At 65.3% G+C, this 22,038-nt stretch carries 20 protein-coding genes and 1 pseudogene; 12 read left to right on the top strand and 9 right to left on the bottom strand.

Going from position 1 to position 22,038, the window contains the following annotated elements; all coding sequences use genetic code 11:
- The first annotated feature begins 24 nt into the window (after positions 1-24).
- The 3 genes from thiC to ACPEES_RS01655 all read left to right on the top strand — a co-directional run bounded on the left by thiC (position 25) and on the right by ACPEES_RS01655 (position 3,350).
- Positions 25-1,905, top strand: a complete 1,881-nt coding sequence (gene thiC, locus ACPEES_RS01665) for a phosphomethylpyrimidine synthase ThiC (protein ID WP_435100342.1) — start codon at positions 25-27, stop codon at positions 1,903-1,905.
- A 128-nt stretch (positions 1,906-2,033) separates the two neighbouring features.
- The gene (locus tag ACPEES_RS01660) at positions 2,034-2,870 is read left to right on the top strand and encodes an IclR family transcriptional regulator (RefSeq protein WP_435100339.1); all 837 of its coding nucleotides are present in this window, start codon (positions 2,034-2,036) and stop codon (positions 2,868-2,870) included.
- Positions 2,871-2,963: 93 nt separating this feature from the next.
- Positions 2,964-3,350: a PilZ domain-containing protein gene (locus tag ACPEES_RS01655; RefSeq protein ID WP_435100336.1), complete on the top strand. Its 387-nt coding sequence runs from the start codon at positions 2,964-2,966 to the stop codon at positions 3,348-3,350.
- 245 nt (positions 3,351-3,595) lie between these two features.
- On the opposite strand, the gene ACPEES_RS01650 is transcribed toward ACPEES_RS01655, so the two are convergent.
- Positions 3,596-3,811, bottom strand: a complete 216-nt coding sequence (locus tag ACPEES_RS01650) for a hypothetical protein (RefSeq protein ID WP_435100766.1) — start codon at positions 3,809-3,811, stop codon at positions 3,596-3,598.
- 167 nt (positions 3,812-3,978) lie between these two features.
- Positions 3,979-4,224, bottom strand: a pseudogene (locus tag ACPEES_RS01645) (outer membrane protein assembly factor BamB family protein); the annotation flags it as partial.
- Between ACPEES_RS01645 and ACPEES_RS01640 the strand changes: the two are divergent.
- The gene (locus ACPEES_RS01640; protein WP_435100765.1) at positions 4,108-4,605 is read left to right on the top strand and encodes a hypothetical protein; all 498 of its coding nucleotides are present in this window, start codon (positions 4,108-4,110) and stop codon (positions 4,603-4,605) included. The pseudogene ACPEES_RS01645 and the gene ACPEES_RS01640 overlap by 117 nt on opposite strands.
- Here the strand turns inward: ACPEES_RS01640 and ACPEES_RS23550 are convergent.
- Positions 4,551-4,709, bottom strand: a complete 159-nt coding sequence (locus ACPEES_RS23550; RefSeq protein WP_438825205.1) for a hypothetical protein — start codon at positions 4,707-4,709, stop codon at positions 4,551-4,553. The two genes, ACPEES_RS01640 and ACPEES_RS23550, sit on opposite strands and share 55 nt — an antisense overlap.
- Positions 4,710-5,213: 504 nt before the next feature.
- On the opposite strand from ACPEES_RS23550, the gene ACPEES_RS01635 reads away from it, so the two are divergent.
- From ACPEES_RS01635 to pqqD, 4 genes are all read left to right on the top strand, one after another.
- The gene (locus ACPEES_RS01635; RefSeq protein ID WP_435100333.1) at positions 5,214-7,238 is read left to right on the top strand and encodes a sigma-54-dependent Fis family transcriptional regulator; all 2,025 of its coding nucleotides are present in this window, start codon (positions 5,214-5,216) and stop codon (positions 7,236-7,238) included.
- A gap of 298 nt (positions 7,239-7,536) precedes the next feature.
- The gene (gene pqqB / locus ACPEES_RS01630) at positions 7,537-8,451 is read left to right on the top strand and encodes a pyrroloquinoline quinone biosynthesis protein PqqB (RefSeq protein WP_435100330.1); all 915 of its coding nucleotides are present in this window, start codon (positions 7,537-7,539) and stop codon (positions 8,449-8,451) included.
- A gap of 13 nt (positions 8,452-8,464) precedes the next feature.
- On the top strand, positions 8,465-9,226 hold the full coding sequence (pqqC, locus tag ACPEES_RS01625; protein ID WP_435100327.1) for a pyrroloquinoline-quinone synthase PqqC: 762 nt from the start codon (positions 8,465-8,467) through the stop codon (positions 9,224-9,226).
- Positions 9,196-9,504 carry a pyrroloquinoline quinone biosynthesis peptide chaperone PqqD gene (pqqD, locus tag ACPEES_RS01620; protein ID WP_435100324.1) on the top strand — a complete coding sequence of 103 codons (309 nt, stop codon included), beginning with the start codon at positions 9,196-9,198 and terminating at the stop codon, positions 9,502-9,504. Before pqqC ends, pqqD begins: the two co-directional genes overlap by 31 nt.
- Positions 9,505-9,513: 9 nt before the next feature.
- Here pqqD and pip read toward each other — a convergent pair whose 3' ends face one another.
- On the bottom strand, positions 9,514-10,464 hold the full coding sequence (gene pip, locus ACPEES_RS01615; protein ID WP_435100321.1) for a prolyl aminopeptidase: 951 nt from the start codon (positions 10,462-10,464) through the stop codon (positions 9,514-9,516).
- Positions 10,461-11,042, bottom strand: a complete 582-nt coding sequence (locus ACPEES_RS01610) for an ATP-binding cassette domain-containing protein (RefSeq protein ID WP_435100318.1) — start codon at positions 11,040-11,042, stop codon at positions 10,461-10,463. Before ACPEES_RS01610 ends, pip begins: the two co-directional genes overlap by 4 nt.
- A gap of 387 nt (positions 11,043-11,429) precedes the next feature.
- Between ACPEES_RS01610 and exaC the strand changes: the two genes are divergently transcribed.
- The 3 genes from exaC to ACPEES_RS01595 all read left to right on the top strand — a co-directional run bounded on the left by exaC (position 11,430) and on the right by ACPEES_RS01595 (position 14,693).
- Complete coding sequence (gene exaC, locus ACPEES_RS01605) at positions 11,430-12,950, top strand: acetaldehyde dehydrogenase ExaC (RefSeq protein WP_435100315.1); 1,521 nt, start codon at positions 11,430-11,432, stop codon at positions 12,948-12,950.
- 89 nt (positions 12,951-13,039) lie between these two features.
- Positions 13,040-13,438 carry a DUF779 domain-containing protein gene (locus tag ACPEES_RS01600; protein ID WP_435100312.1) on the top strand — a complete coding sequence of 133 codons (399 nt, stop codon included), beginning with the start codon at positions 13,040-13,042 and terminating at the stop codon, positions 13,436-13,438.
- Between the two features lie 160 nt (positions 13,439-13,598).
- Entirely contained in the window at positions 13,599-14,693 is a 1,095-nt protein-coding gene (locus ACPEES_RS01595; protein ID WP_435100309.1) for a M48 family metalloprotease, read from the top strand.
- An 80-nt stretch (positions 14,694-14,773) separates the two neighbouring features.
- Here ACPEES_RS01595 and ACPEES_RS01590 read toward each other — a convergent pair whose 3' ends face one another.
- The gene (locus ACPEES_RS01590; protein WP_435100306.1) at positions 14,774-16,045 is read right to left on the bottom strand and encodes an MFS transporter; all 1,272 of its coding nucleotides are present in this window, start codon (positions 16,043-16,045) and stop codon (positions 14,774-14,776) included.
- A gap of 414 nt (positions 16,046-16,459) precedes the next feature.
- On the opposite strand from ACPEES_RS01590, the gene ACPEES_RS01585 reads away from it, so the two are divergent.
- Entirely contained in the window at positions 16,460-16,720 is a 261-nt protein-coding gene (locus ACPEES_RS01585; RefSeq protein WP_435100303.1) for a hypothetical protein, read from the top strand.
- Between the two features lie 412 nt (positions 16,721-17,132).
- Here ACPEES_RS01585 and ACPEES_RS01580 read toward each other — a convergent pair whose 3' ends face one another.
- From ACPEES_RS01580 to ACPEES_RS01570, 3 genes are read right to left on the bottom strand one after another with little or no spacing between them, the layout of a single operon-like run.
- A complete protein-coding gene (locus ACPEES_RS01580) occupies positions 17,133-17,375 on the bottom strand; it encodes a hypothetical protein (protein WP_435100300.1) in 243 nt (80 codons plus the stop codon).
- A 5-nt stretch (positions 17,376-17,380) separates the two neighbouring features.
- Positions 17,381-18,271 (bottom strand): RHS repeat domain-containing protein, encoded by an 891-nt coding sequence (locus tag ACPEES_RS01575; RefSeq protein WP_435100297.1) that lies wholly within the window; start codon positions 18,269-18,271, stop codon positions 17,381-17,383.
- A gap of 18 nt (positions 18,272-18,289) precedes the next feature.
- Positions 18,290-21,751 carry a hypothetical protein gene (locus ACPEES_RS01570; RefSeq protein ID WP_435100294.1) on the bottom strand — a complete coding sequence of 1,154 codons (3,462 nt, stop codon included), beginning with the start codon at positions 21,749-21,751 and terminating at the stop codon, positions 18,290-18,292.
- Positions 21,752-22,038 lie beyond the last annotated feature (287 nt).

Genomic DNA, 22,038 nt, shown 5'->3' with positions numbered 1-22,038 from the left:
GTGATGCGAACGAGGCGACTGAACATGAGCGCAAATGAAAAGGACGTCCGCCAGGCGGCGGCCGTGCTCAACAGCGAGGTCACCCGCCCCTTCCCCGGCTCCCGCAAGATCTACGTGGAAGGCTCCCGAGCGGACATCCGGGTGCCCATGCGCGAGATCGCGCAGAGCGACACCCCGTTCCAGTTCGGCGCCGAGAAGAATCCGGCACTGGCGGTTTACGACACGTCCGGCCCTTACACCGACCCCGAAGCGGTCATCGACCTGCGCGAAGGCCTGCCGGCGCTACGCGGTCCGTGGATCGACCAGCGCGGCGACACCGAGACGCTGGACGGCCCGAGCTCCGCCTTCGGCCGCGAACGCCTGGACGACCCGGCGACCGGGGAGTTGCGTTTCGGCCATATCCGGGCGCCGCGCCGGGCGAAGGCGGGCGCCAACGTCACCCAGATGCACTACGCCCGCCAAGGCATCATCACGCCCGAGATGGAGTTCGTGGCGATCCGCGAGAACCAGAAGCTGGAGGCCTACCGGGATCACCCGGTGCTCGGCAAGCGCCATGCCGGCGAGTCCTTCGGCGCGGCGATTCCCGAGGAGATCACGCCGGAGTTCGTGCGAGACGAACTCGCCCGCGGCCGCGCCATCATCCCCAACAACATCAACCACCCGGAGAGCGAGCCGATGATCATCGGCCGCAACTTCCGCGTGAAGATCAACGCCAACATGGGCAACTCCGCGGTGACCTCCTCCATCGAGGAGGAAGTGGAGAAGATGGCCTGGGCGACGCGCTGGGGCGCGGACACGATCATGGATCTGTCCACCGGCAAGCACATTCACGAGACCCGTGAGTGGGTGCTGCGCAACTCCCCGGTGGCTGTGGGCACGGTGCCCATTTACCAGGCATTGGAGAAGGTCGACGGCAAGGCCGAGGACCTCACCTGGGAGATGTTCCGCGACACGCTGATCGAGCAGGCCGAACAAGGGGTGGACTACTTCACCATCCACGCCGGCGTGCGTCTGCCCTTTGTGCCGCTCACCGCCGACCGGGTCACCGGCATCGTCTCCCGCGGCGGCTCGATCATGGCCAAGTGGTGCCTCGCCCACCACACCGAGAGTTTCCTCTACACCCACTTCGAGGATATCTGCGAGATCATGAAGGCGTATGACGTCGCCTTCTCCCTGGGCGACGGACTGCGCCCCGGCTGCATCGCCGACGCCAACGACGAGGCGCAGATGGCGGAGTTGCGGACACTGGGCGAGCTCACCGAGATCGCCTGGCGCCATGACGTGCAGGTGATGATCGAAGGTCCCGGGCACGTGCCGCTGCAGAAGATCCGCGAGAACATGACCGAGCAGCTCGAGCACTGCCACGAGGCGCCGTTCTACACCCTCGGGCCGCTCGCCACCGACATCGGCCCCGCCTACGACCACATCACCTCCGCGCTGGGCGCGGCCAACATCGGCTGGTACGGCACGGCGATGCTCTGTTACGTGACCCCCAAGGAACACCTGGGGCTACCCGACAAGCACGACGTGCGCGAGGGCATCGTGACCTACCGCATCGCTGCCCACGCCGCCGATCTGGCCAAGGGCCACCCGGCCGCCCAGATCCGCGACAACGCGCTGTCCAAGGCGCGTTTCGAGTTCCGCTGGGACGATCAGTTCAACCTGGGGCTGGACCCGGAGCGGGCGCGGGAGTACCACGACGCCACCCTGCCCAAGGAGGCGCACAAACTCGCCCACTTCTGCTCCATGTGCGGGCCGCAGTTCTGCTCCATGGCGATCTCCCAGGAAGTCCGCGAGTACGCCAGGGAGAAGGGGCTCGACAACGACAGCGCCGTGCAGATCGGGCTGGAGGAGAAAGCGCGGGAATTCCGCGAGCGGGGCAGCGAGATCTACCACGCGCAGTAGCGGCCGCCCGCCGGTGCCGCGCCGAAGCGCCCGGTGGAAACGGGCCCCGTTTTCCGGGGCCCGGGACATGGTCGTCCGGAAACGGTATCCTACGGCGCATACGGAAAGAACTGCCGTGAGGACGGATTTTGGCTGAACGACAGACCCGAACCACCGGGCGCCCGCGCACCTCCGGCCGCAGCGTTGGCCAGAGCCAGTCGCTGACCCGCGGGCTGAACATCCTCGAGGCGCTGGCGGGCGCCGGCCACGGCCTGTCGCTGTCGGACGTCTCGCAGATGGCGGGCCTGGCGCCGTCGACCACGCACCGGCTGCTGCGCACCCTCGAGCAGCTTCAGTTCGTGCAGCAGGACGAGGAGCTCGGCCTCTGGCACATCGGCGTGAAGGCGTTCATCGTCGGCAACGGCTTCGTCAGCGCGCGCGATTTCGTCGCCGAGTCGCGCCCGTACCTCCACCGCCTGATGGAGGAGACCGGCGAGACCGCGAACCTGGGCGTCCAGGACGATGGTTACGCCGTGTTCCTCGCCCAGGTGGAATCCCAGGAGATGATGCGCATGATCGTCAAGCTCGGCAGCCGCGCCCCCCTGCACGCCTCGGGGGTGGGCAAGGCACTGCTGGCGAGCATGGACGAGGCGGAAATCGAACGCATCCTCCAGCGCCGCGGCCTGCCCAAGGTCACCCCGAACACGCTGGACACGCCGGCCAAGCTCCGCGCGGACCTCGCCGAGATCCGCGAACGCGGCTACGCGTGCGACTACGAGGAGCACGCCATCGGTCTGCGCTGCGTGGCCTCCACCATTCACGACGAAACCGGCAAGGCACTGGCGGCGATCTCCGTATCCGGACCCAAGGCCCGGATCACCGACAGCCTCATGCACGAGCTCGGGGCGGCAGTCTCCCGCACCGCCCGCGAGATCACCGCCCGCCTGGGTGGCGAGCTGCCACGCATGGAGGCCGTGGGACGCTGAAACGCCCTGCATGTTGTGCCCCGCCGGCGCGGCACCCGTGCCATGCGCGTCTATAGTGGCGGACAGTAGGCCAATACCGCTGCCGGAGGACAGATGAGCGACAGCGACTTCAAGCGGCGCCGTTTTCACCGCGTCAACGTCGACCGCCCGGCTTATCTCAGCGGCGCGGGGGATCAAGTGTCGGTAAGGGTGATCGACCTCAGCCTGCACGGCGCCCTGGTGGAGGCGGAGAGCGCAGCCGATGCACTGCCTGAATCCGGTGAGCTCGTCATCGAGCTGGACGGGGAGGCCCGCATACAGATGCAGGTCACCGCGGTCCACAGCCATGGCAGTATGGTGGGACTGCGCTGCGACGGGCTGCCGCTGGACAGCGCGGCGCACCTGCGCCGCCTGGTGGAGCTCAACCTGGGCGACCCCTCGCTACTGGAGCGCGACCTGGAAGCGCTGGCCACTTCCGGCCCCGGAGCAGAGAATACCTAACCGCTTCCCCGCGGTGGCACACCGGGACCAGACGACCTTGGCCCGGCGGGAGCCGGGCCAAGGCGTTCCTCGACACCCAGGATTGCCGCAGACCGAACCTAGCGGGCCCGGGATGCCTCACTGACGACGGTTCCGCCCACCCCGGATGAGGCGTCATCCCGCCACACCAGTGGATGCTCGGACTGCATGGCGGCATCGTAGGTGAGCTCGGATGTACCGACATCGTATCCATTCTCACGGAGCAGTTAGGCCATGATCGCCGCGTAGGCGTCGGTCGCTTCCAGCGACTCCGGTACCCACGGACTCTCCCGCGGGACCGGAAAACCCATGATGACATCACAGCGTGATTCGGCCAGGCGGGCGAATCGTGCCGGAACGAATCCACTCTCATCGTCACCGGTTCCGTCGAATGCCTGCACGGCAACGGAGGTATCCAACCGTTCGCCGACGGCATTGGCCACGGCGCGATCGAAGTCCTCAGTGGGGCTGGCCTGATCGACGCATACATCGATTGGTGCTTCGGCGGTCGCGGCCTCGGAGTGGCCCCGCCCCAGCCGGCGTAGACGGCCACGTACTGCTTGCCGTCGACCGTGTAGCTGCTGGGCACGCCGATGATCCCGGAGACCAGCTTGTCGCTCTTCCAGACCACCTCGCCGGTTTCGCCGTCGAATGCGGTGAAGTAGCCGTCGGCACTCCCGCTGAACACCAGCCCCGATGCCGTGGCGAGCATGCCGCCGTTCCAGGGCAGATCCGTGCGGTGGGACCACACCTGCTCGCCGGTGTTGACGTCGCTTGCCTGGACTTCCCCCCAGCCGTCGCTGCCCGGCTCGGGCAACACCTCGAACGTCTCACCCAGGTACGGCAGACCGGCCATATAGCTGACAGCCGTGCCTTCCATCTTCATGCACGCATGCAGGGTGGGGACGAAAGCCAGCCCCTGGTCCGGGTTCACCGCCATCGGCCACCAGTTCTTGCCACCGAGGAAGCTCGGACAGGTGAACACCTCCTTGCCCACGTCGGGACGCAGCTCGTCGTCGTCGATGGCAACGCCCTCGTCGGTATAGCCGGTGATCGAGTCGACCCGGACGAAGGGCTCGGCCCACAGGAAGTCGCCATCGCGACGGTCGAGCGCGACGAACCAGCCGTTGCGATCGGCGTGCAGCAACGCGGGAACCGTCTCACCCTGGTACTCGCTGTCCGTCAGCACGCTATGGTTGACGCCGTCTCCCAGGTGCCGTGTGGCGTGTACTGGTAGTACCACTTGATATCCCCCGTGTCGGGGTCGAGTGCCAGCACAGAGTTCGTGTAGAGGTTCTTGCCGGGACGCAGCGTGGCGAGCCAGAGACCGGGATTGCCCACGCCCCAAAAACAGCGTATCGGTCTCGGGATCGTAGCTGCCGGTCAGTCAGGCGGAGCCACCGCCGTGCTTGTAGGCGCCTTCCGGCCAGGTATCACCGTTGGGAACGCCGCGACGGTGCGCTGGCGCTGCCCCCGTGCCGCTGCTTCGGCATCGCGCACGACCGCGCCCGAGCCAGGGTGCACGCGCCACGCGAAACCACTGGTGCACGAATGTGACAGTGTGTAACCCGCGCTCGTCCCGCTGCCGTCACGCACCGCGGCCACGCCGGGCCACGACGCACGGCTGTGGCCGGCGACCCGGTCTTCGTGGCATCGTCACAGTACGCCTCGCCGTTGGGCCCTGAGGACGCCCGGCGGGCGTGCCCTTTACGACGGCCGGTATGCACGCTCAGCACGATCCTTGCTAGAAGGGCTGGTGTGGCGAAACGCGAAGCGCCCATTCCACCGACCCAACTACAACGACGGGCGCTGTTCGAACGGCTACGCACAAGGGGAGGAGATTCCGTGACGCATACCGAAGCGAAACACGCGCGACGCGTCATCCAGGCCGTTGACCGCTGGAGCCGCACCTCCACCGCTCTGCCGGAACCCGACGACGCCCGCCGAGTCGCTCAGTCGTGGACGCGATGCCTGTCGAGCTACGGGCTGCAGCCGGATACGACGAATGTCGAGGTGGTGCTCGAGCAGTCGGAGTTGCACGCGCATCGCGAAGAGCTCGGCGAGCTCTTTCGCATTGCCCGCACCGAAATGCACAACCTCTACGAGCAGACCGCGGGCTCCGGCTACGCCGTGATTCTCACCGATGCCCGGGGGTTCATCGTCGACTGGGTCGGGGATCCGACCCTGGACCGCGATTTCCTCGACGTCGGTCTCTGGCCTGGTGCGGCCTGGAGCGAAGCACACGCCGGCACCAACGGCATCGGCACGTGTATCGAGGAGAAGCGGCCGATCACCATCCATCGCGACGAGCACTACTTGTCGTGCAACACCGCGCTGTCCTGCTCGGCATCGCCGATTCACGATCCCAAGGGGAATCTGGCGGCGGTTCTGGACGCCTCATCGGTCAACAGCCGTGACACGCGCCAGAGTCAGTGCCACACCGTCGCCCTGGTGCAGATGTCGGCACGGCTGATCGAGAACTCGAACTTCCTGCGCGTCTTCCACGACGACTGGGTGCTGCGCTTTCACGTGCGCCCGGAGTTCGTGGGTCTGCTCAACGAGGGCATGCTGGCGATCAACGGCGATGGCGTCATCCTGGCGGCCAACCGCAGCGCCGTCTCCCAGCTCGGTCAGCAATCGCAGATCGACCTGGTCGGCCGCGCGATCAACGAGGTCCTCGACCTCTCGCCCAACGCCATCGAGGAGCGCAGCTTCCGCCAGGGACAATCCGTCTGGCCGGTGCACGACCTGCGTCACGGCACCCGCTACTTCGCCATGATGCGCGGCCCCGTCAACCGCAATCAGGAGGCGCGAACACGGGTATCCACCGGGCGGGTGATCAGGCCGCCGCGTTCGGAACCGGCATCGGCGGGACTGACGCTGAATTCCCTCATGGCCGGCGGCGACCCGCGCATGGCCTACAACGTCCGCTGTGCCGAGCGCGTGGTGGACCGGGACGTGGCGATGCTGCTCCAGGGCGAGACCGGCACCGGCAAGGAGGCGATGGCACGGGCGATACACGACGCCAGCCGGCGTGCGGAGCAGCCGTTCGTGGCGGTCAACTGCGCGGCGATTCCGGAATCCCTGATCGAGAGCGAGCTGTTCGGCTACAAGGGCGGCGCGTTCACCGGCGCCCGCCGTGAAGGGATGCGCGGCAAGATCCTGCAATCCAGCGCCGGCACACTTTTCCTCGACGAAATCGGTGACATGCCGCAGGAATTGCAGACCCGGCTGCTGCGGGTGCTGGAGCAGCGCGAAATCCTGCCCCTGGGCGCCGAGACCCCGATCCCCGTGGATCTGCACGTCATCAGCGCCACCCACCAGGACCTGCCGCGCCTGGTCTCGGAAGGCAGCTTCCGCGAGGACCTCTACTACCGCTTGAACGGAATCACCCTGCAGTTGCCGGCGCTGCGCGAGCGCCGGGACAAGGATCTGCTCATCCGCTCCGCCCTCGCTGCCGAGAGCGATCCGGGGGAAGCCGCCGGTATCGACGACGAAGCCTTCCAGCGCCTGCTCGCCTACCACTGGCCGGGCAATATCCGGCAACTGCGCAACTGTCTGCGTACGGCGCTCGCCCTGTGCGACGGCGGCGTTATCCGTGTCGCCGACCTGCCACCGGAGATCGCCACCCCTGCCTCCGGGGAAGCGGCCTCCGAGGCCGCCTCCATTCAGCCGGCGGAAAGCACGGAACCGGCAGCGCCGGCATCGCCTTCCGCGTCGCCCCTGGAATGCGCCGAGCGCGACACACTCCTTCGCGAGCTCGAACGCCAGCGCTGGAACGTCACCCGAACCGCCACGGAGCTGGGCGTCAGCCGGAACACGCTCTACCGCAAGATGCGCCGCCACGGGATCAATCCGTCACCGGACTGACCACCCCGCATCGCCACCCGACCACGGCACGTGCCCCGCCCCGGCGGCGGGGCACGCCGACGCCTCCAGCCGCCGCCGCGAAGCACTGTCCCGACCATGGCACACTCTGTGCCAGATACACGGTACACCGGCGCGCTCACGCCCGGGTCTTCGCCGCCATGCCGACGCCCATTACCGCTCTGCGCCCCGCCTCCCGGGCAATATCACTAGACCACCGGCCATGGCATGCAAGCTGCATCGCCCGTCAGCGACGGCTCAGGCCGGCGAGCCCGGCTCACGCGGACACAGGACGGGTGCGATGAAGATTCACATTCTCGGCTCCGCCGCGGGTGGCGGATTTCCCCAGTGGAACTGCAATTGCCACAACTGCGCCGAGGTGCGCCGGGGCAATCCCTCGATGCAGCCGCGCACACAATCCTCGATCGCCGTCAGCGGCGACGGTGAACGCTGGATCCTGATCAACGCCTCGCCGGACATCGGCGCCCAGCTCGCGGCTTTTCCCGCGGCACAACCGGCCGGCGACAGCGTGCGCGGCACGGGTATCCATGCGGTGATGCTGGTGGACAGCCAGATCGACCACACTGCGGGACTGCTGACCCTGCGCGAGCATGGCCGGTTGCGCCTGTACACCACCCGCAGCGTGCACGAGGACCTGACCACCGGCTTCCCCGTCATCCCGATGCTGGAGCATTACTGCGGCGTCGACTGGCGGGAGGTCGCCGCCGACGACGACGCCTTCCAGGTCGACGGTGTCCCCGAGCTCGCGTTTACTGCAGTCCCCCTGACCGGCAAGGCGCCGCCCTACTCTCCCGGCCGCCACGCGCCGCGGACCGGCGACAACATCGGTGTGCTCATACACGAGCGCAGCAGTGGCCGCCAGGCGTTCTACGCCCCCGGGCTGGGCGCGCTGGATGCGGGGCTGATCCGCCGGATGGCGGACGTGGACTGCCTGATGGTGGACGGCACGTTCTGGCGTGAGGACGAAATGCTCACCACCGGCACCGGCAGCAAGCACGCCGCCGACATGGGACACCTGCCACTGAGCGGCCCGGACGGGCTCATCGCTGTCCTCCAGCGATTACCGCGCCCGCAGAAGTATCTCGTCCACATCAACAACACCAACCCGGTCCTCGACGAACGCTCGCCCGAGGCGGAGATGCTGCGCCGCGCGGGCATCACCGCCGCCCGCGACGGCATGTCACTGGACGTCTGAAGGGGGGACGATCATGAACGCCGCGATTCGACCCTGGCCCAAAGACGAGTTCGAGGCGCGACTGCGCGAGCTCGGACGCTACTATCATATCCATCATCCCTACCACCGGCTCATGGCGACCGGCCGCCTCACGCCGGCGCAACTGCGTGCCTGGGTGGCGAACCGGTATTACTACCAGATCAGCATCCCCCTCAAGGACGCGGCGCTAATCGCCAACTGTCCCGACCGGGCGGTCAGGCGACGCTGGTTGCAGCGCATTGTCGACCACGACGGCCGGCAAGGGCGCGACGGCGGCATCGAGGCGTGGATCCGGCTCGGCGAAGCCTGCGGCCTCGAACGCCGGGAGATCGTATCCGAAACCCACGTGCTCCCGGGCGTGCGTTTCGCGGTGGACGCCTACGTCGATTTCGTGCGCCGCTCGGACTGGCAAGCCGGCGTGTGCTCATCGCTGACCGAGCTTTTCGCGCCCACGATCCACCGCGAGCGCATCACCGGCTGGCCGGAGCACTACCCCTGGATCGAGCCCGACGGGCTGAGCTATTTCCGCAATCGCATCGGTGAAGCCCACCGTGACGTAGAGCACGGCCTGAGCATCGTGCTCGACGCTTTCGACACCCGGGCGCTGCAGGAACGTGCGCTCGAGATCGTCCGCTTCAAGCTGGAAGTGCTCTGGACCATGGCGGATGCCATGTACCACGCCTACGTCACGGATATGCCACCGTTTTTCTGCGTGGGGGACGAGGAATGGACAAGCGGCTCGACGACGGATCGATAATGCGGCTGGCGCCGACCTGCCGCCTGCAGTGGGAGCCGGAGCGACAGATCTATCTCCTGCTCTATCCTGCCGGCCTGGTGCCACTGAGCGCCCTGGCAAGCGAGGTCCTGCGGCGGTGCGACGGCCACCGCCGGGTCGGCGAGATCGCCACCGAGCTCGCCCACCAGTGTCCGGGCCGGCACGCCGAGGCCGATGTCCGCGACTTCCTGCGGAGTGCGCGCGAAGAGGGCTGGATCGTGCCAGCCCACGGGCCCAAGCGCCGACGGGACAGGCTCTGACAGGGACACTCAGTGCCTTGGGCTATCGCGCAAGCGATCGGTGGCGGCAACCAGGGCGCGCTGCATGGGCGCATCTCCCGCCAGGTGGCCGGCATCCTCCACGACCTCCAGCGTCGCGGCCGGCCAGCGCTCGTGCACGGCAAACGCCTGCTCCACCGGACACATCAGATCCCGGCGGCCGTGCACGATGGCGCCGGGAATCCCCGCCAGTGCCCCGTGGGCGGGCAGCGCTCCCTCACAGGGGTCGAGAAAGAAGTCGTTGACGGCATAGTGGCAGGCGATCTGCGCGCGCTCCACCGCCACCGCGGGACGGTCGCCCCGCCCCCCGAACTGACCGCCCGTGGCGACGTGCACCTCCCAGGCGAGCCAGGCCTCCGCCGCCCGCCGACGCGTGGCCGCTGACTGATCCGTGAACAGCGTTGCGTAACCCGCCAGTGGACTGTCCCGCAAGTCCGCCGGCAAGGCGGACAGAAACCGCCGGTACGCCTCGGGATACAGCCGCGCGACGCCGTCGGCGCCGAAGACCCAGTCCCGGTCACGCCGTCGGCCTGCGAGTACGCCTCGCAGCACCAGCCCACTTACCCGATCCGGATGCCTTGCCGCGTAGCGCAGCGCCAGCGTGGCGCCCCAGGAGCCACCAAACACCACCCAGCGCTGAATCTCCAGCGCCCGGCGCAACGCCTCCAGGTCCGCGACGAGTGTGTCCGTATCGTTGCCGGCGAGGCTGCCGAACGGCCGCGAACGCCCGGCCCCGCGCTGATCCGGCAGAATGATCCGGAAAACCGCCGGGTCGAACAACGCACGTTGCTCGGCGCGGCAGCCGCTGCCGGGCCCGCCGTGGAGCACCACCACGGGTATGCCCGCCGGCGAGCCACACTCCTCGACATAAAGCCGCTGGTGCGGTTCCCGCGCCAGGTAACCTCGGGTATAGGGATCGATGGGCGGATAAGTCATGGTCATGACGCACGCACGAGGCCGCGTTGTGGATCATAGCCCAGCACCGCCATGATGAAGGATACCGCGAGCACCGCACCCACCACCGCAGCAGCAGCCACGGCATCGAGCTCGCCGTAGAAGGCATGCCGCACGCCAACTCCACCCGACTCCGGTTGCCGCCACTCAGCGCCCGCACACGCGTACGCGCCTCGGCGGTCGGCGGAGAGTTTCACCCGCGCCAGCGCATCACGAATCGCCCGCTCCGTGTGCGCGATCTCGTGCAGACGGGCAGCGAAGCGCAGATTGGCAGCGACACTCAGGTCGAGATCCAGTGCCGGCTGCTGGAAGACGATGCCCATGGACGCCAGCGCACGGTTGGGATCGTCGCGCAGGTCGGCGCCCGCGATGACGACTAGACCGGCGTCAGCCGCGAACAGCCCGGTGAGCAACTGAAACAGCGTGGTCTTGCCCGCCCCGTTCGGTCCCAGCAGGACCACGACCTCGCCGGCGGCTACCGTCATGTCCAGCCCGCACAGCACCTGCCGGTCACCGTAGGCCTTGCTGAGGCCAACGGCCTCCAGCGCTGATGGCTCCGGGGTCATATCGGCTCCCCCTTCGGCGGTGGCTTCGGTCGTCGTCGCTCCCTGCCGGCTGCAAGAGCCGGGCCATGGCAACCGGCCGGGGCCGAGGGTGCTCCACGGCATAGGGCGTCCCGAATCCGTGACAGAGTGTCTCGCCGCGACTGTCACGGCCAGGGGCAGTGACCCGCATCGTGGCCCATTCACCCCGGCGGCGGCCCGACGCCGCTTTCATGGCCATAGGCCGTGACCCGGGCACCGGCGCGGCACGCACGTCGGCCCCGGACACGGGTGATGACGTTTGGCACGCCGCTTGCTGTACCCCGATTGCTACCGGAGCGCGAACCTTGCTCCGCCCCGGTGATGCCGTGTTCATCACGAAACGACAAGCCCATTGAGGAGGAGACCGCGATGCGCTACGCACAGCCCGGACAGGAAGGCTCCAAGGTCCAGTTCCGAAGCCGCTACGACAACCTCATCGGCGGCGAGTGGAAAGCGCCGGCCCGGGGGCAGTATTTCGAGAACCCCAGCCCGGTCAATGGCCGGCCCTTCTGCGAGATCGCCCGCTCCACCGCCGAAGACATCGAGGCGGCCCTCGACGCTGCGCACGCCGCCAAGACCCAGTGGGCCAAGACCCCTGTGGCCGAACGGGCGAGCACGCTCAATCGCATCGCCGACCGCATGGAAGAGAATCTCGAAGCCCTGGCGGTGGCCGAGACGTGGGACAACGGCAAGCCGGTGCGCGAGACCCTGGTGGCCGACATTCCGCTCGCCATTGACCACTTCCGCTACTTCGCCGGCGTCATTCGTGCCCAGGAAGGTACGCTGGGGGAGATCGACGACAACACCATCGCCTATCATTTCCACGAACCGCTCGGCGTGGTCGGTCAGATCATCCCGTGGAACTTCCCCATTCTGATGGCCACCTGGAAGCTCGCGCCGGCACTGGCCGCCGGCAACGCCGTGGTGCTCAAGCCTGCCGAGCAGACACCGGCATCCATCCTCGTGCTCATGGAGCTCATCGCCGACCTGCTGCCGGCCGGCGTGGTGAACGTGGTCAACGGCTTCGGCGTGGAGGCGGGCAAGCCCCTGGCGAGCAGCTCACGGGTGGCGAAGGTGGCGTTCACCGGCGAGACCACCACCGGCCGGTTGATCATGCAGTACGCCTCGGAGAACCTCATTCCGGTGACGCTGGAGCTCGGCGGTAAATCCCCCAACGTATTCTTCGAGGACTGCTTCGCCGCGAATGACGACTTCCGGGAAAAATCCCTGGAAGGGTTCACCATGTTCGCCCTCAACCAGGGCGAAGTCTGCACCTGCCCGTCCCGGGCGCTCATCCAGGAATCCTTCTACGACGAGTTCATGGATGCGGCCATCGCGCGCACCCGGGCGGTCAAACAGGGTAATCCGCTGGACACCGACACCATGATCGGCGCCCAGGCCTCCATGGACCAGCTCGAGAAGATCCTCTCCTACATCGACATCGGCCGGCAGGAGGGCGCCCGCGTCGCCGTCGGCGGCGAGCGATTCGAACCCGAGGGGGACCTCGCCGACGGCTACTACGTCCAGCCCACCATCTTCCAGGGCCATAACCGGATGCGCATCTTCCAGGAGGAGATCTTCGGGCCCGTGGTCTCGGTGACGACCTTCAAGGACAGCGAGGATGCCCTGGCACTGGCCAACGACACCCTCTACGGCCTCGGCGCCGGCGTCTGGACCCGGGACATGAACACCGCTTACCGCATGGGCCGGGGCATCGAGGCGGGCCGTGTCTGGACCAACTGCTATCACCAGTACCCGGCGCACGCCGCCTTCGGTGGCTACAAGCAGTCGGGCATCGGCCGCGAGACCCACAAGATGATGCTCGAGCACTACCAGCAGACCAAGAACCTCCTGGTGAGCTACGACCCCAACCCCCTCGGCTTCTTCTGACTCCACCTCCTCGAGCGTTGCCGCCCGGTCGTGGTCCGCCACGCCGCGGCGGCCCTTTTTACCGCCGACTCGCAGACAGGAGGTGCAGCATGTGCGCCGATCGGGTTTCGGTCACCGAAGAGGCTCGGGCGCTGATCGAGCGCCTCGAGACCGTGCACGGGCCGCTGCTGTTTCACCAGTCCGGCGGCTGTTGCGACGGTAGCGCGCCAATGTGCTACCCACGCAACGAGTTCCGGGTGGGCCAGGCCGACGTCTTCCTCGGCGAAATCGCCGGCCAGCCGTTCTACATCAGCGGCTCCCAGTTCGAGTACTGGGAACACACTCATCTTATCATCGACGTGATCAGTGGCCGCGGCAGCGGGTTCTCCCTGGAGGCGCCGGCGGGGCTCAGATTTCTCCTGCGCTCGCGACTCTTCACCGACGAGGAAAGCGCCGACCTCGAAGCCGCCGGACCACCACCGCGGGGCCCGCAGCACGAGCGCGCTTGAACGTTGTGGTGTTCAGCAGTGACAACTCGGTCCGCGCGCGGACCACTGCTGAGCCCCGGTAACGGCACACGTGCACGGAGGCACTGCCGGCGTAGCGCGCCTACCGCCGCGGCCCGGCCGAAGCCGGGATGCGAAACGCCACAGGGGGAACACGGCCGCCATGGGTGCATTCCTAGCGGCAGCCACATCGCTCACGCTCGCGTGGTGGCTCGCCGGTCGACAGCGGCGACGCCTGGCAGTGGCGGCCTCCTGGCGCCATGAGTCGCCCGATGGGGCACGGCAACAGCTGGATCGCTGGCGGCGGCGGGTCACCGCCGACCACCTGCTGTTCATCGGCATCTGCCCCACCGGGGCGGCCACGGCAACGTGGCATCAATGGCAGGCGCTGGTGGGCGACACCCCCGCCGCCGGCACGCTCAACCTCGCCATGATAGCCATCGCCGTGTACTGGCTGCGCGTCCACGCCACTGACGGACGTTACCCAAACGTTACGGCAACTGCCCGGACGACTGCGCCCGTCATCGCGGTGGCATTCACCGGACTGGCCACGATCCATCTGACGGGATGGCTTGGCATCTGGGCACTATGGGCAGCCGCGCTCCTGATCCGGAACGCGTGGTTACCGCGGTGGACGTCCACCACCACCCGGCTCGGCGTAGAACCGCGTTCAAGGCTCGAGACACTGCGCCGGTTCAGCGGAGTCGGAAAAACACAATGGCTTGTGGAACCGGACAGCGACAACGCGTCGGCCACCGGTGGTCCCCCATGGCAGCGGGTCGTTCTGGGAGGACGGCTGATGAGCCGTCTCTCACCCGCGGAACTGGATGCCGTGGTGGCTCACGAGCTGGGCCATGTCCACCTGTACCACCGACTGCGCTACTACGCGCCGATCGCGCTGGGATATCTGCCCCTGTTCCTCCTGCTCGGCCAGCCGGGTCCACTGGCCGCCGCCATCGGACTGCCCGAGCAAGCCAGCGCAACCGAGCGCCTCACCTGGCTGTTACTGATGGAACCGGTGCTCGCATTCCTGGCCGCACCGCTGGGTAACCTTCATCGCCGCCACCTGGAACTCGAAGCCGACCGCTTCGCCACCGGCGTGGTGCCCGCCCGCTATCTCGCCTCGGCACTGGAACGCCTCGGCGGTCAGGACAATACCGAACCCTCCCCCGATCGCTGGTACGACCTGTTCACCCGCGGCTACCCCACGTTGGCGCAACGTCAGCAACGACTGATGGGCCATGTGGAGACGCCGTGAATCACCGGAGCCCGCGCTCACCGTGGTGAGCGCACAGCAGGCAGCACAACGCAACCGGAGGCGGAAAGGTGAAGGAGCCCCTACTCCTGCAGCGGCTCACGGCTGCCGTCGCGCATCCACAGGCATGCGATGCACCCCACGGCAGCAGCAAACGCCAGCAACGAGGAAGGCGCGGCGGACACCCCGCTCACCTCGATGAGCCAGGTCGCGATCATGGGGGTCGCGCCACCGACGACACCGAGGCCCAGGTTATAGGCGACCGAGTAGCCCGACAGCCGGTCGCGCGCGGGGAACAGCTCCACGAACATCGCCGGCGCCGTTCCCAGGGGAACCGCCAGCAGGATCACGAGGGCGAACTGCACGACGAACGCCCCCAGGACACCGTCGGCGGCAAGCCATGCATACAGCGGCATGGAGAGCACGGCCATGACCAGCATCGCGCCCGCGATGAAATGGGTGCGTCTGAATAGACGGTCGCCCACCCAGCCGGAAACCGGGATCAGCACGAGCAGCAGGGTCGTCGCCGCGGTATTGATCCGCAACGCTACGTCACGCGCCATACCGGTCTGCCCGTGCAGCCATTCCGGCAGATAGACCAGAGGCAGATAAAACACCACCCCGTAGGCGGACGCGAACAGGATCGCCTGGAGCATCTCCCGCCGGTTCGTGGTGAACGCCTGCAGCAGCGGCGATGTTGTCGGCCGGTCACTGTGGTGACGCTCGAAATGCGGCGACCGCGGCAAGTGCCGTCTCAACACGATGGATACACCGCCGATCACGCCTCCGAGTATGAACGGCAGACGCCAACCCCAGCTCTGCAGCGCTTCCGGCGACAGCAGGCCGGTCACCGCCGCCGCCACGCCAGAGCCGAGCAGCATCCCCACCATGCTGCCGGTATTGGCCCAGCTGCCGGCGTAGCCGCGCGCCTCGTCCGGGGCCGTCTCCACCAGGTAGGTCACGGAGCTGCTGAACTCCCCACCCACCGAGAGACCCTGAACCAGTCGGATCACCACCAGCAAAGCCGGAGCCCAGATGCCGACGGTATCGAAAGTGGGCAGGCAGCCGAGCAGAAACGTCGGCAGCGCCATCATGATCACCGAGATCAGCATGGTGGTACTGCGCCCCACCGTATCGCCCAGCCAGCCGAAAACCCCCGAGCCCAGGGGGCGCATGAGAAATCCCGCGGCGAAAACGCCGTAAGTGGCAATCAGCGCCGCGGTGGAATTCTCGCCGGGGAAGAACTGCCCGGCGAGGATACCGGCCATGTATCCGTAGAGCGCGAAGTCATACCATTCGACGACGTTGCCGATGAACCCGGCAAGTAGTGCGGTGTGTCGCGCGCTTATATTCACAGGCGGTTTCCGTTTGCGTCATTGCGATATCCGTGCCCTGTACCGGGCGGCGACACGGCAGTGTGGAGACCGACATTCGAGCCCGTCGGGTAGTCGCCCGGTGGTGACCACACAAAGGCGTACCCCCGAGACGCCGGGCCAATGGTTCAGTAGCCATGCACGTATCTACCGATAAAGTCGCACACTCGCATGGCCCGCGTCGAATGATGCCGATCCGCCGAGCCGTATCACCGGCGCCGCGACGGACAGCCCTCAGGACCCGTCATGGGCTGCGGCAGCAAACCGTGTCGGCATGGCGCGATGGACCCGATCCGGATAGGGTGAGAAACCGACGGCCGCACGGCGCGCTCCCGTCGCTGGTCCCGTAGCCACGGGCAGCGTGCCCCACAACCGGAGAATGGGACACTCGGCAACATGCAGGGATTACTATTCGGCGCTATCGCGTTCGGCACCGGCGGATTCATTCTATCCAGGGCGCTAAGACGCGCCAGCCGAAGCATCGTCGACAATCTCGCTGCGCTGGTCACGGGCATGTTCGCGGCCGTGATGCTGTGCCTGGTCATCAATATCGAATGGACACTGGACTGGCGAACGGCAGGCTTCGTGTCGTTCGCATACTGCTTCTTCTGGGACCGGGGCCGCATGATCCAGGAATGGTTCCCGGAGCAAGGTTGAAACGAGATCTCCGCAGCCGCCGCGCCGCAGATCGCCACTCTGCCGGCACCGCGAACTCGCCGTCGGGGCATTGATCCTACCCAGCAATCGTGGACACCGCCAATGGCCAAGTCCGTCGCGGCGGCGGTTGCACCTTCCCTCGATCCCGGTTGAGGTTGCCCGGTTTTCCCCGACCTAAAATGTCCACTTATTGATGATGATCTGGTCGGGGTGACGAGCCCCGGGTATCAGGCGGCGTCGGCGTCGTCTTCCTTGCCGCTGTCAGACGGTGTTCTTCTCAAGGCCTACGCATGCAAAGTACTTCCAGCCATCATCTTGGACGAGGACACCAGCGACGCTGAAGACCCAGCGAAATCGAGTAACCGGAGCCGCAGGAGCCAGAAAATCATTCAACTTCTACACATGGGCAACGTCAAACGAGATCTTCGTCAGCATCAATTCCATCTAATCCAATGTCCGCATACGCAATACCAAAAGCCTCTGCCTGCTGCTGCATTAATGAGACCACCCTGTGGAACCCAGCCATATACCCCACGGAGAAATCAGTTTTTTCTTTCGATGCATTACGTTTTGCCTCCAACGCCAACTCCTTCACCAGAACACCCAAATCCTTCGCATAATACTTGTACACTACAGCATCTTCAAATTTACCCATAGAACCTACAGCCCTTTCAAGACATCTTGAGCAATTGACTTCAACTCCTTATGCCGAGCAATATCTTGCTGCCAGTGACGAACAAGATTTTTCTGATGCTCTGGCCGCAACTCATTGAAGTTTCCAACTTTTGACACCGGATCCCTAACCCACTCCTCGTGTTTTGCAATTTGCTTATCGAAGGTCTTAATGGTTTTCTGAAGCTGTTCTGGAGTCTGCTTCATAAACTGCTTAAGCTGACCTGCGTGTTTCCCTCCTTCTAAGGCAACTTCCGTAGCACTTTTCGCAACCCTTGTTGCCCGCTTAGCGCCTTTGTACGTCTTATACGCCTTGTAGGCCCGCACCGCGCCAGCACCGACGGCGCCTCCGGCAACGGAGGCGACGCCGCCAATGGCCAAGTCCGTCGCGGCGGCGGTCGCGCCTTCTCTCTGGTAGGTATCGTAGGTGGTGTAGGCGGTCAGTGCCGCCCCGGCACTCCAGATCGCCGCGCCCGCCAACACGGCAAACTCGCCGTCGGGGTCGACGTAGCGGTACGGGTTATTGTTGGCGTAAGCATAGCGGTTGAAGCTGTGGATGCGCTTCGGATCAAACGGCTCGGGGTCGATCGACAGAAACCGCCCTGCATCCGCGCTGTATGAGCGTGCCCCCAGATCCAGCAGGCCCGTTGCGGGATCCCGCGGGGCGCCGGTGTAGGCACGTTGGTCGCCGGCCACCGGGTCGAGTGGCGCTCCGTAAGGGTCGTAGGCCCGCTGCCAGATTACTTCGCCATCGGCGTTCGTGGCCGCAATCGGCGAGCCCTGGGCGTTGTTGTGGTAGTAGATGACGCGCTCGGCGGCATTCGCCACCGGCGCACACAGCACGCAGAGCGCGGTGAGCAACGCGATCAAACGGTTCATCGCAGCGTCCTCCCTGACCTAGTTCCGGCTACCGACCACGGCGCTGTCATCCGTGATCTTGCTGATCAGCTGCCCGCCAACGTAGACGTACTCCCGGAATCCGCCGGCAACGTCATAGGCGCCGAGCAGCTTGCCGTCGCGGCTGTAGAAGAAATCGGTGACCGTCGAGCCATCGTCACGCCGGACGCGGTTGCCGTCACCGTCGTAGGCGTAGGTGACCACGGCATCCCCCGTGTTCGCCCGCACGAGATTGCCGCCCCCGTCGTAGCCATACGCGGTAGCGCCATCGCGGATCACGTTGCCGCGGGCGTCATAGCGGTAGTTCCGTTCACCGCCCGCGACCTCGCGCGAGACCAGGCGCATACCCTCGTATTCGTAGTCCAGCACCGAACCACTCGCGCGCTCACGCGAGACGATGTTGCCGGCGCTGTCGTACGAGAATCGTTCCCGCCCCCACGGGCCCGTCGCCGAGATCAGGCGGTTGGCGCCGTCGTAGTCCAGGTTCCGATCATGGCGGCCGCCCATGCCATCGGCTACGTCGACGATGTTGCCGTTTGCGTCGTATCGGTATCGCAAATCGATGAAGCGGCCGCCGCTTCCTGCCGTTTCTATGTCCTTGATCCGCTGCCGGTTATCAAGCGCAACATCCATAGTTGCACCATTGGCGAACGCCACCTCCTTGATCGTACCGTTCGGGTGGTGGGCAATCTCCGTGGCATAGGGCGCCGCTTGCGTCTCCCACCCAAGGACGTTCGGGGCGAATTCAACCTGCCGGCCGCTGGGGTAGGTAATGGCCCTGACATGATCGAGCCCGTCGATGGCATAGCCCACCTCGTACCGACGTACACCGACCGCCAGGGTCTCACCAGTCAGGTTGTCGTTGGCGTCGTAGCTGAACGAGCGCTGGACATCGCCTCGCTCGAGGCCTGTGAGATTGCCATTGCCGTCGTAGTCGAAGTACGCGGTGGGCGAGCCGTCTGAGTATGTAACACGAGTGACGCGGTTGCGTTCATCGTAGCGAAACCGTTCGACGATGCCGCTTTCTCCGACCTCCCGTGCTGTCATATTGCCGGCAGCATCCCGGCCGTATTGCGTCACGCCCGTTTCCGGATGAGTCGCGCTCGTGAGATAGCCGCGGTCGTCATAGGCGTACTCCCGTACCCAATCCGCCCCCGACCGGTTGTCCCGAACCGCCCGGACCATCTTTCCGCGCGCATCCCGTGCCAATGTCGTCGTGATCGATTCGGGCGACTCGATGCGCATGAGCCAACCGTCGTCCATGGCGCCGATGCGTACGTAGTGTCGTGTGGTTTCGTGACCGTTCTCGTCCTCGATGACCACTTCCGTGCCACTGGCATAGTCGAAAACGCGACTGGTTCCATCCGCGTGGCTGATGTATTCACGGCGTCCAAGCGCGTCATACCCGATGACATCGCCATTGCGACTACCCGGATAACTTCGATAATTGACTCGGCCCATGGCGTCACGCGTGCGCTTTGTCGTGATCGATCCGGGTGTCGTGGTGTCGTCACGGGTTATGTGCGTAGGCCGCCCGAAACCGTCCCACTCCCTGACTTCCCGGTAACTGCCGCGTGTCAGCACCTTTGCGTCGTAGTCATAGTCGACGTGGACATCGGCCCGTACCGGATAGTCGATGCCGGTAAGACGCCCCAGTGCGTCCCAGCCATATCGCGTGGTGTTCCCACGTCCGTCCGTGACGCTCGCGATCGTTCCGTCGCTGTTGACGTCGCGGTAGACATCCGTGCCGTCGGGTCGACCCTCGTGCTGCGGCACGCCCAAGTAGTAGTCGTCGTATCGGGTGGTGTGGCGCCGCGGATCGGTAACGCTCGCCACGTTGCCTTCCGAGGTGTAGGAATAGGTGGTTTCCGCGCCGTAGCGATCCTCGGAAACGACGTTGCCGGCGTCGTCGAACGATCGCTGTATCGTCCAGCGTCGACCGCCGTCCGGATGCACATCGTGCTCCACGGTTTTCTCTTCGACGAGCCCCAGAATCCAGTCCGATTCGTCGTTGGCATACTCGTAGGTCGTAACGCGCGGCGGCCAGGAAGACGCCGTCGTCGTCTCCGTGACTTCCTGTGGCATGCCGTAGGCATTCGTGTCCGAATAGGTCGTCTTGACCTCGTCATACTGCCGCCAATGACGCACTTCCTGGATACGCGGAGAAACCGTCATGTCATCCTTCTTCGTCGTATCCCGACCGTGCCAGTAATTCTCGTCAGATATCGCAACCCATGTATAATCCCATTCCTTCGAGTCAATAACTCGTCCGCCTGAAGACAGCGTTTCCTCACGCTTTTTCAGACCGATACGCCAGATATCGCCGCTGCCCACCGTTGAATAGCCAACGTGATAGTAGCGTTTCCCGCCGTCCGGCTTCTCCACGACCGTCTCGTCGTAATCGTCGTTGCCTTTCCAGCCCGGGGTATACTCGAAGGTCCATTCACCGTCGTCTATGTCCCGGCCGCCGGTCTCCTTGCGGGAGACGACGGCATCCTTTCCATACTCATGCGGGTCGAAATCCACTTCGTCGTAGGTGTACTCGATATAACCGCCCCAGGGGTATTCCACACGTTGCAATGCGAGAGACCCTGGGTCGTCGGGATCCTGTGGATAATAACTATATCGCCACCGGCTTCGGTCCGGGCGTTCCACCTCGACGAGCTGAGGAAAATCGGGAATGGTATTATTCGTGAACTCGTATTCGTAGTCCCAAGTCCTGCCGTTTGCCTCGATCTGCTCCAGCCTCACCCTATCGGTTCCGGTGTCATCATATTGAAAGTCGACATCCCGCCCGTCGCTGGTCGTTACCCCCTCGATACGGGAGTGACCGATAGAATTCGTTTCGTATTGGATATCGATACTATTGCCATTGGGGTCTTCGATACGCGTTGTGTAAACGCTTATCATATCACGCCCAGTGCTCCAATGCGTCATTTCGTACCGAACCCCGTCGGGTGAACGCACGATGATCTCGTCACCATCACAATCCGCTGCCCAAAAGTTTCGGGTAATCAGCTCCGGTTCATGGTAGTCGGCGAGAACCAGGAGGTGGCGACTTCCATCAGGCAATTCCAGCGAAGGGTTATCCCGAACCGAGGTATCCCATGAGTTCTGCGAGCAGATTTTATCGTCGTTGGCCCTGGAAACGACGATGCGGCCGAAATGAATACGCCAGCCGTAGCCGTACGGGCTATAGTCCAGGAACGTCTCCTGGGGGTTCGTGTAGACACGTCGTATCTTGAGATCCAACCCGCCATCGCCGGGAATGAATACATCCGTGAAAGAAAGTTGGAGGATGCCTGAGAACGGATCGATGTGTTCGTTGAAGTTGTCGTTTATGGTTTCGCGTAACGGATTCAGGCCCGGCTCATTGTAATAGTCACGTATGGCGCCGCTCGCTTTAGTTGCGACGCCGCACACCAGCATCGCGAGCATGACGGTCCGATATGTCGGTTTCATGGCAGCACTCCTTGCGCCGTCCACCAAGTAGACAGTATTCAGCAGTTCGAGGACCTAGACGAAATTCCATATAGCGCGCGGATGCGATGCATGGATAAGCCATTGCGACGCGAACGGTTCACACGCATGGCAATACGGAATCCCGACAATCGCATCGTCGACGCTTGGACGAGTACGTCCTAACCGGGCGTAGAACGCGGGGGTTCGCGTTGCCCGCCTCCGGAAGCGCTCAAAGTACGAGCGCCGGTGAGTAGCCTGTCTGACAGGGATAGGGCAATCGGCCGCAC

The sequence above is a fragment of the Arhodomonas sp. AD133 genome (assembly GCF_051195215.1).
GTDB lineage: Bacteria > Pseudomonadota > Gammaproteobacteria > Nitrococcales > Nitrococcaceae > Arhodomonas.
This window is presented reverse-complemented; position numbering and strand designations above follow the sequence as displayed.

What these genes read in the sequence shown, in the direction of transcription:
- pqqB (WP_435100330.1), top strand. Translation starts at nt 7,537, where the DNA reads ATGAAGATTCACATTCTCGGCTCCGCCGCGGGTGGCGGATTTCCCCAG.
- exaC (WP_435100315.1), top strand. Translation starts at nt 11,430, where the DNA reads ATGCGCTACGCACAGCCCGGACAGGAAGGCTCCAAGGTCCAGTTCCGA.
- ACPEES_RS01575 (WP_435100297.1), bottom strand. Translation starts at nt 18,271, where the DNA reads ATGAACCGTTTGATCGCGTTGCTCACCGCGCTCTGCGTGCTGTGTGCG.
- thiC (WP_435100342.1), top strand. Translation starts at nt 25, where the DNA reads ATGAGCGCAAATGAAAAGGACGTCCGCCAGGCGGCGGCCGTGCTCAAC.
- ACPEES_RS01580 (WP_435100300.1), bottom strand. Translation starts at nt 17,375, where the DNA reads ATGGGTAAATTTGAAGATGCTGTAGTGTACAAGTATTATGCGAAGGAT.
- pqqC (WP_435100327.1), top strand. Translation starts at nt 8,465, where the DNA reads ATGAACGCCGCGATTCGACCCTGGCCCAAAGACGAGTTCGAGGCGCGA.
- pip (WP_435100321.1), bottom strand. Translation starts at nt 10,464, where the DNA reads ATGACCATGACTTATCCGCCCATCGATCCCTATACCCGAGGTTACCTG.
- ACPEES_RS01655 (WP_435100336.1), top strand. Translation starts at nt 2,964, where the DNA reads ATGAGCGACAGCGACTTCAAGCGGCGCCGTTTTCACCGCGTCAACGTC.
- pqqD (WP_435100324.1), top strand. Translation starts at nt 9,196, where the DNA reads ATGGACAAGCGGCTCGACGACGGATCGATAATGCGGCTGGCGCCGACC.
- ACPEES_RS01610 (WP_435100318.1), bottom strand. Translation starts at nt 11,042, where the DNA reads ATGACCCCGGAGCCATCAGCGCTGGAGGCCGTTGGCCTCAGCAAGGCC.
- ACPEES_RS01585 (WP_435100303.1), top strand. Translation starts at nt 16,460, where the DNA reads ATGCAGGGATTACTATTCGGCGCTATCGCGTTCGGCACCGGCGGATTC.
- ACPEES_RS01600 (WP_435100312.1), top strand. Translation starts at nt 13,040, where the DNA reads ATGTGCGCCGATCGGGTTTCGGTCACCGAAGAGGCTCGGGCGCTGATC.
- ACPEES_RS01570 (WP_435100294.1), bottom strand. Translation starts at nt 21,751, where the DNA reads ATGAAACCGACATATCGGACCGTCATGCTCGCGATGCTGGTGTGCGGC.
- ACPEES_RS01595 (WP_435100309.1), top strand. Translation starts at nt 13,599, where the DNA reads ATGGGTGCATTCCTAGCGGCAGCCACATCGCTCACGCTCGCGTGGTGG.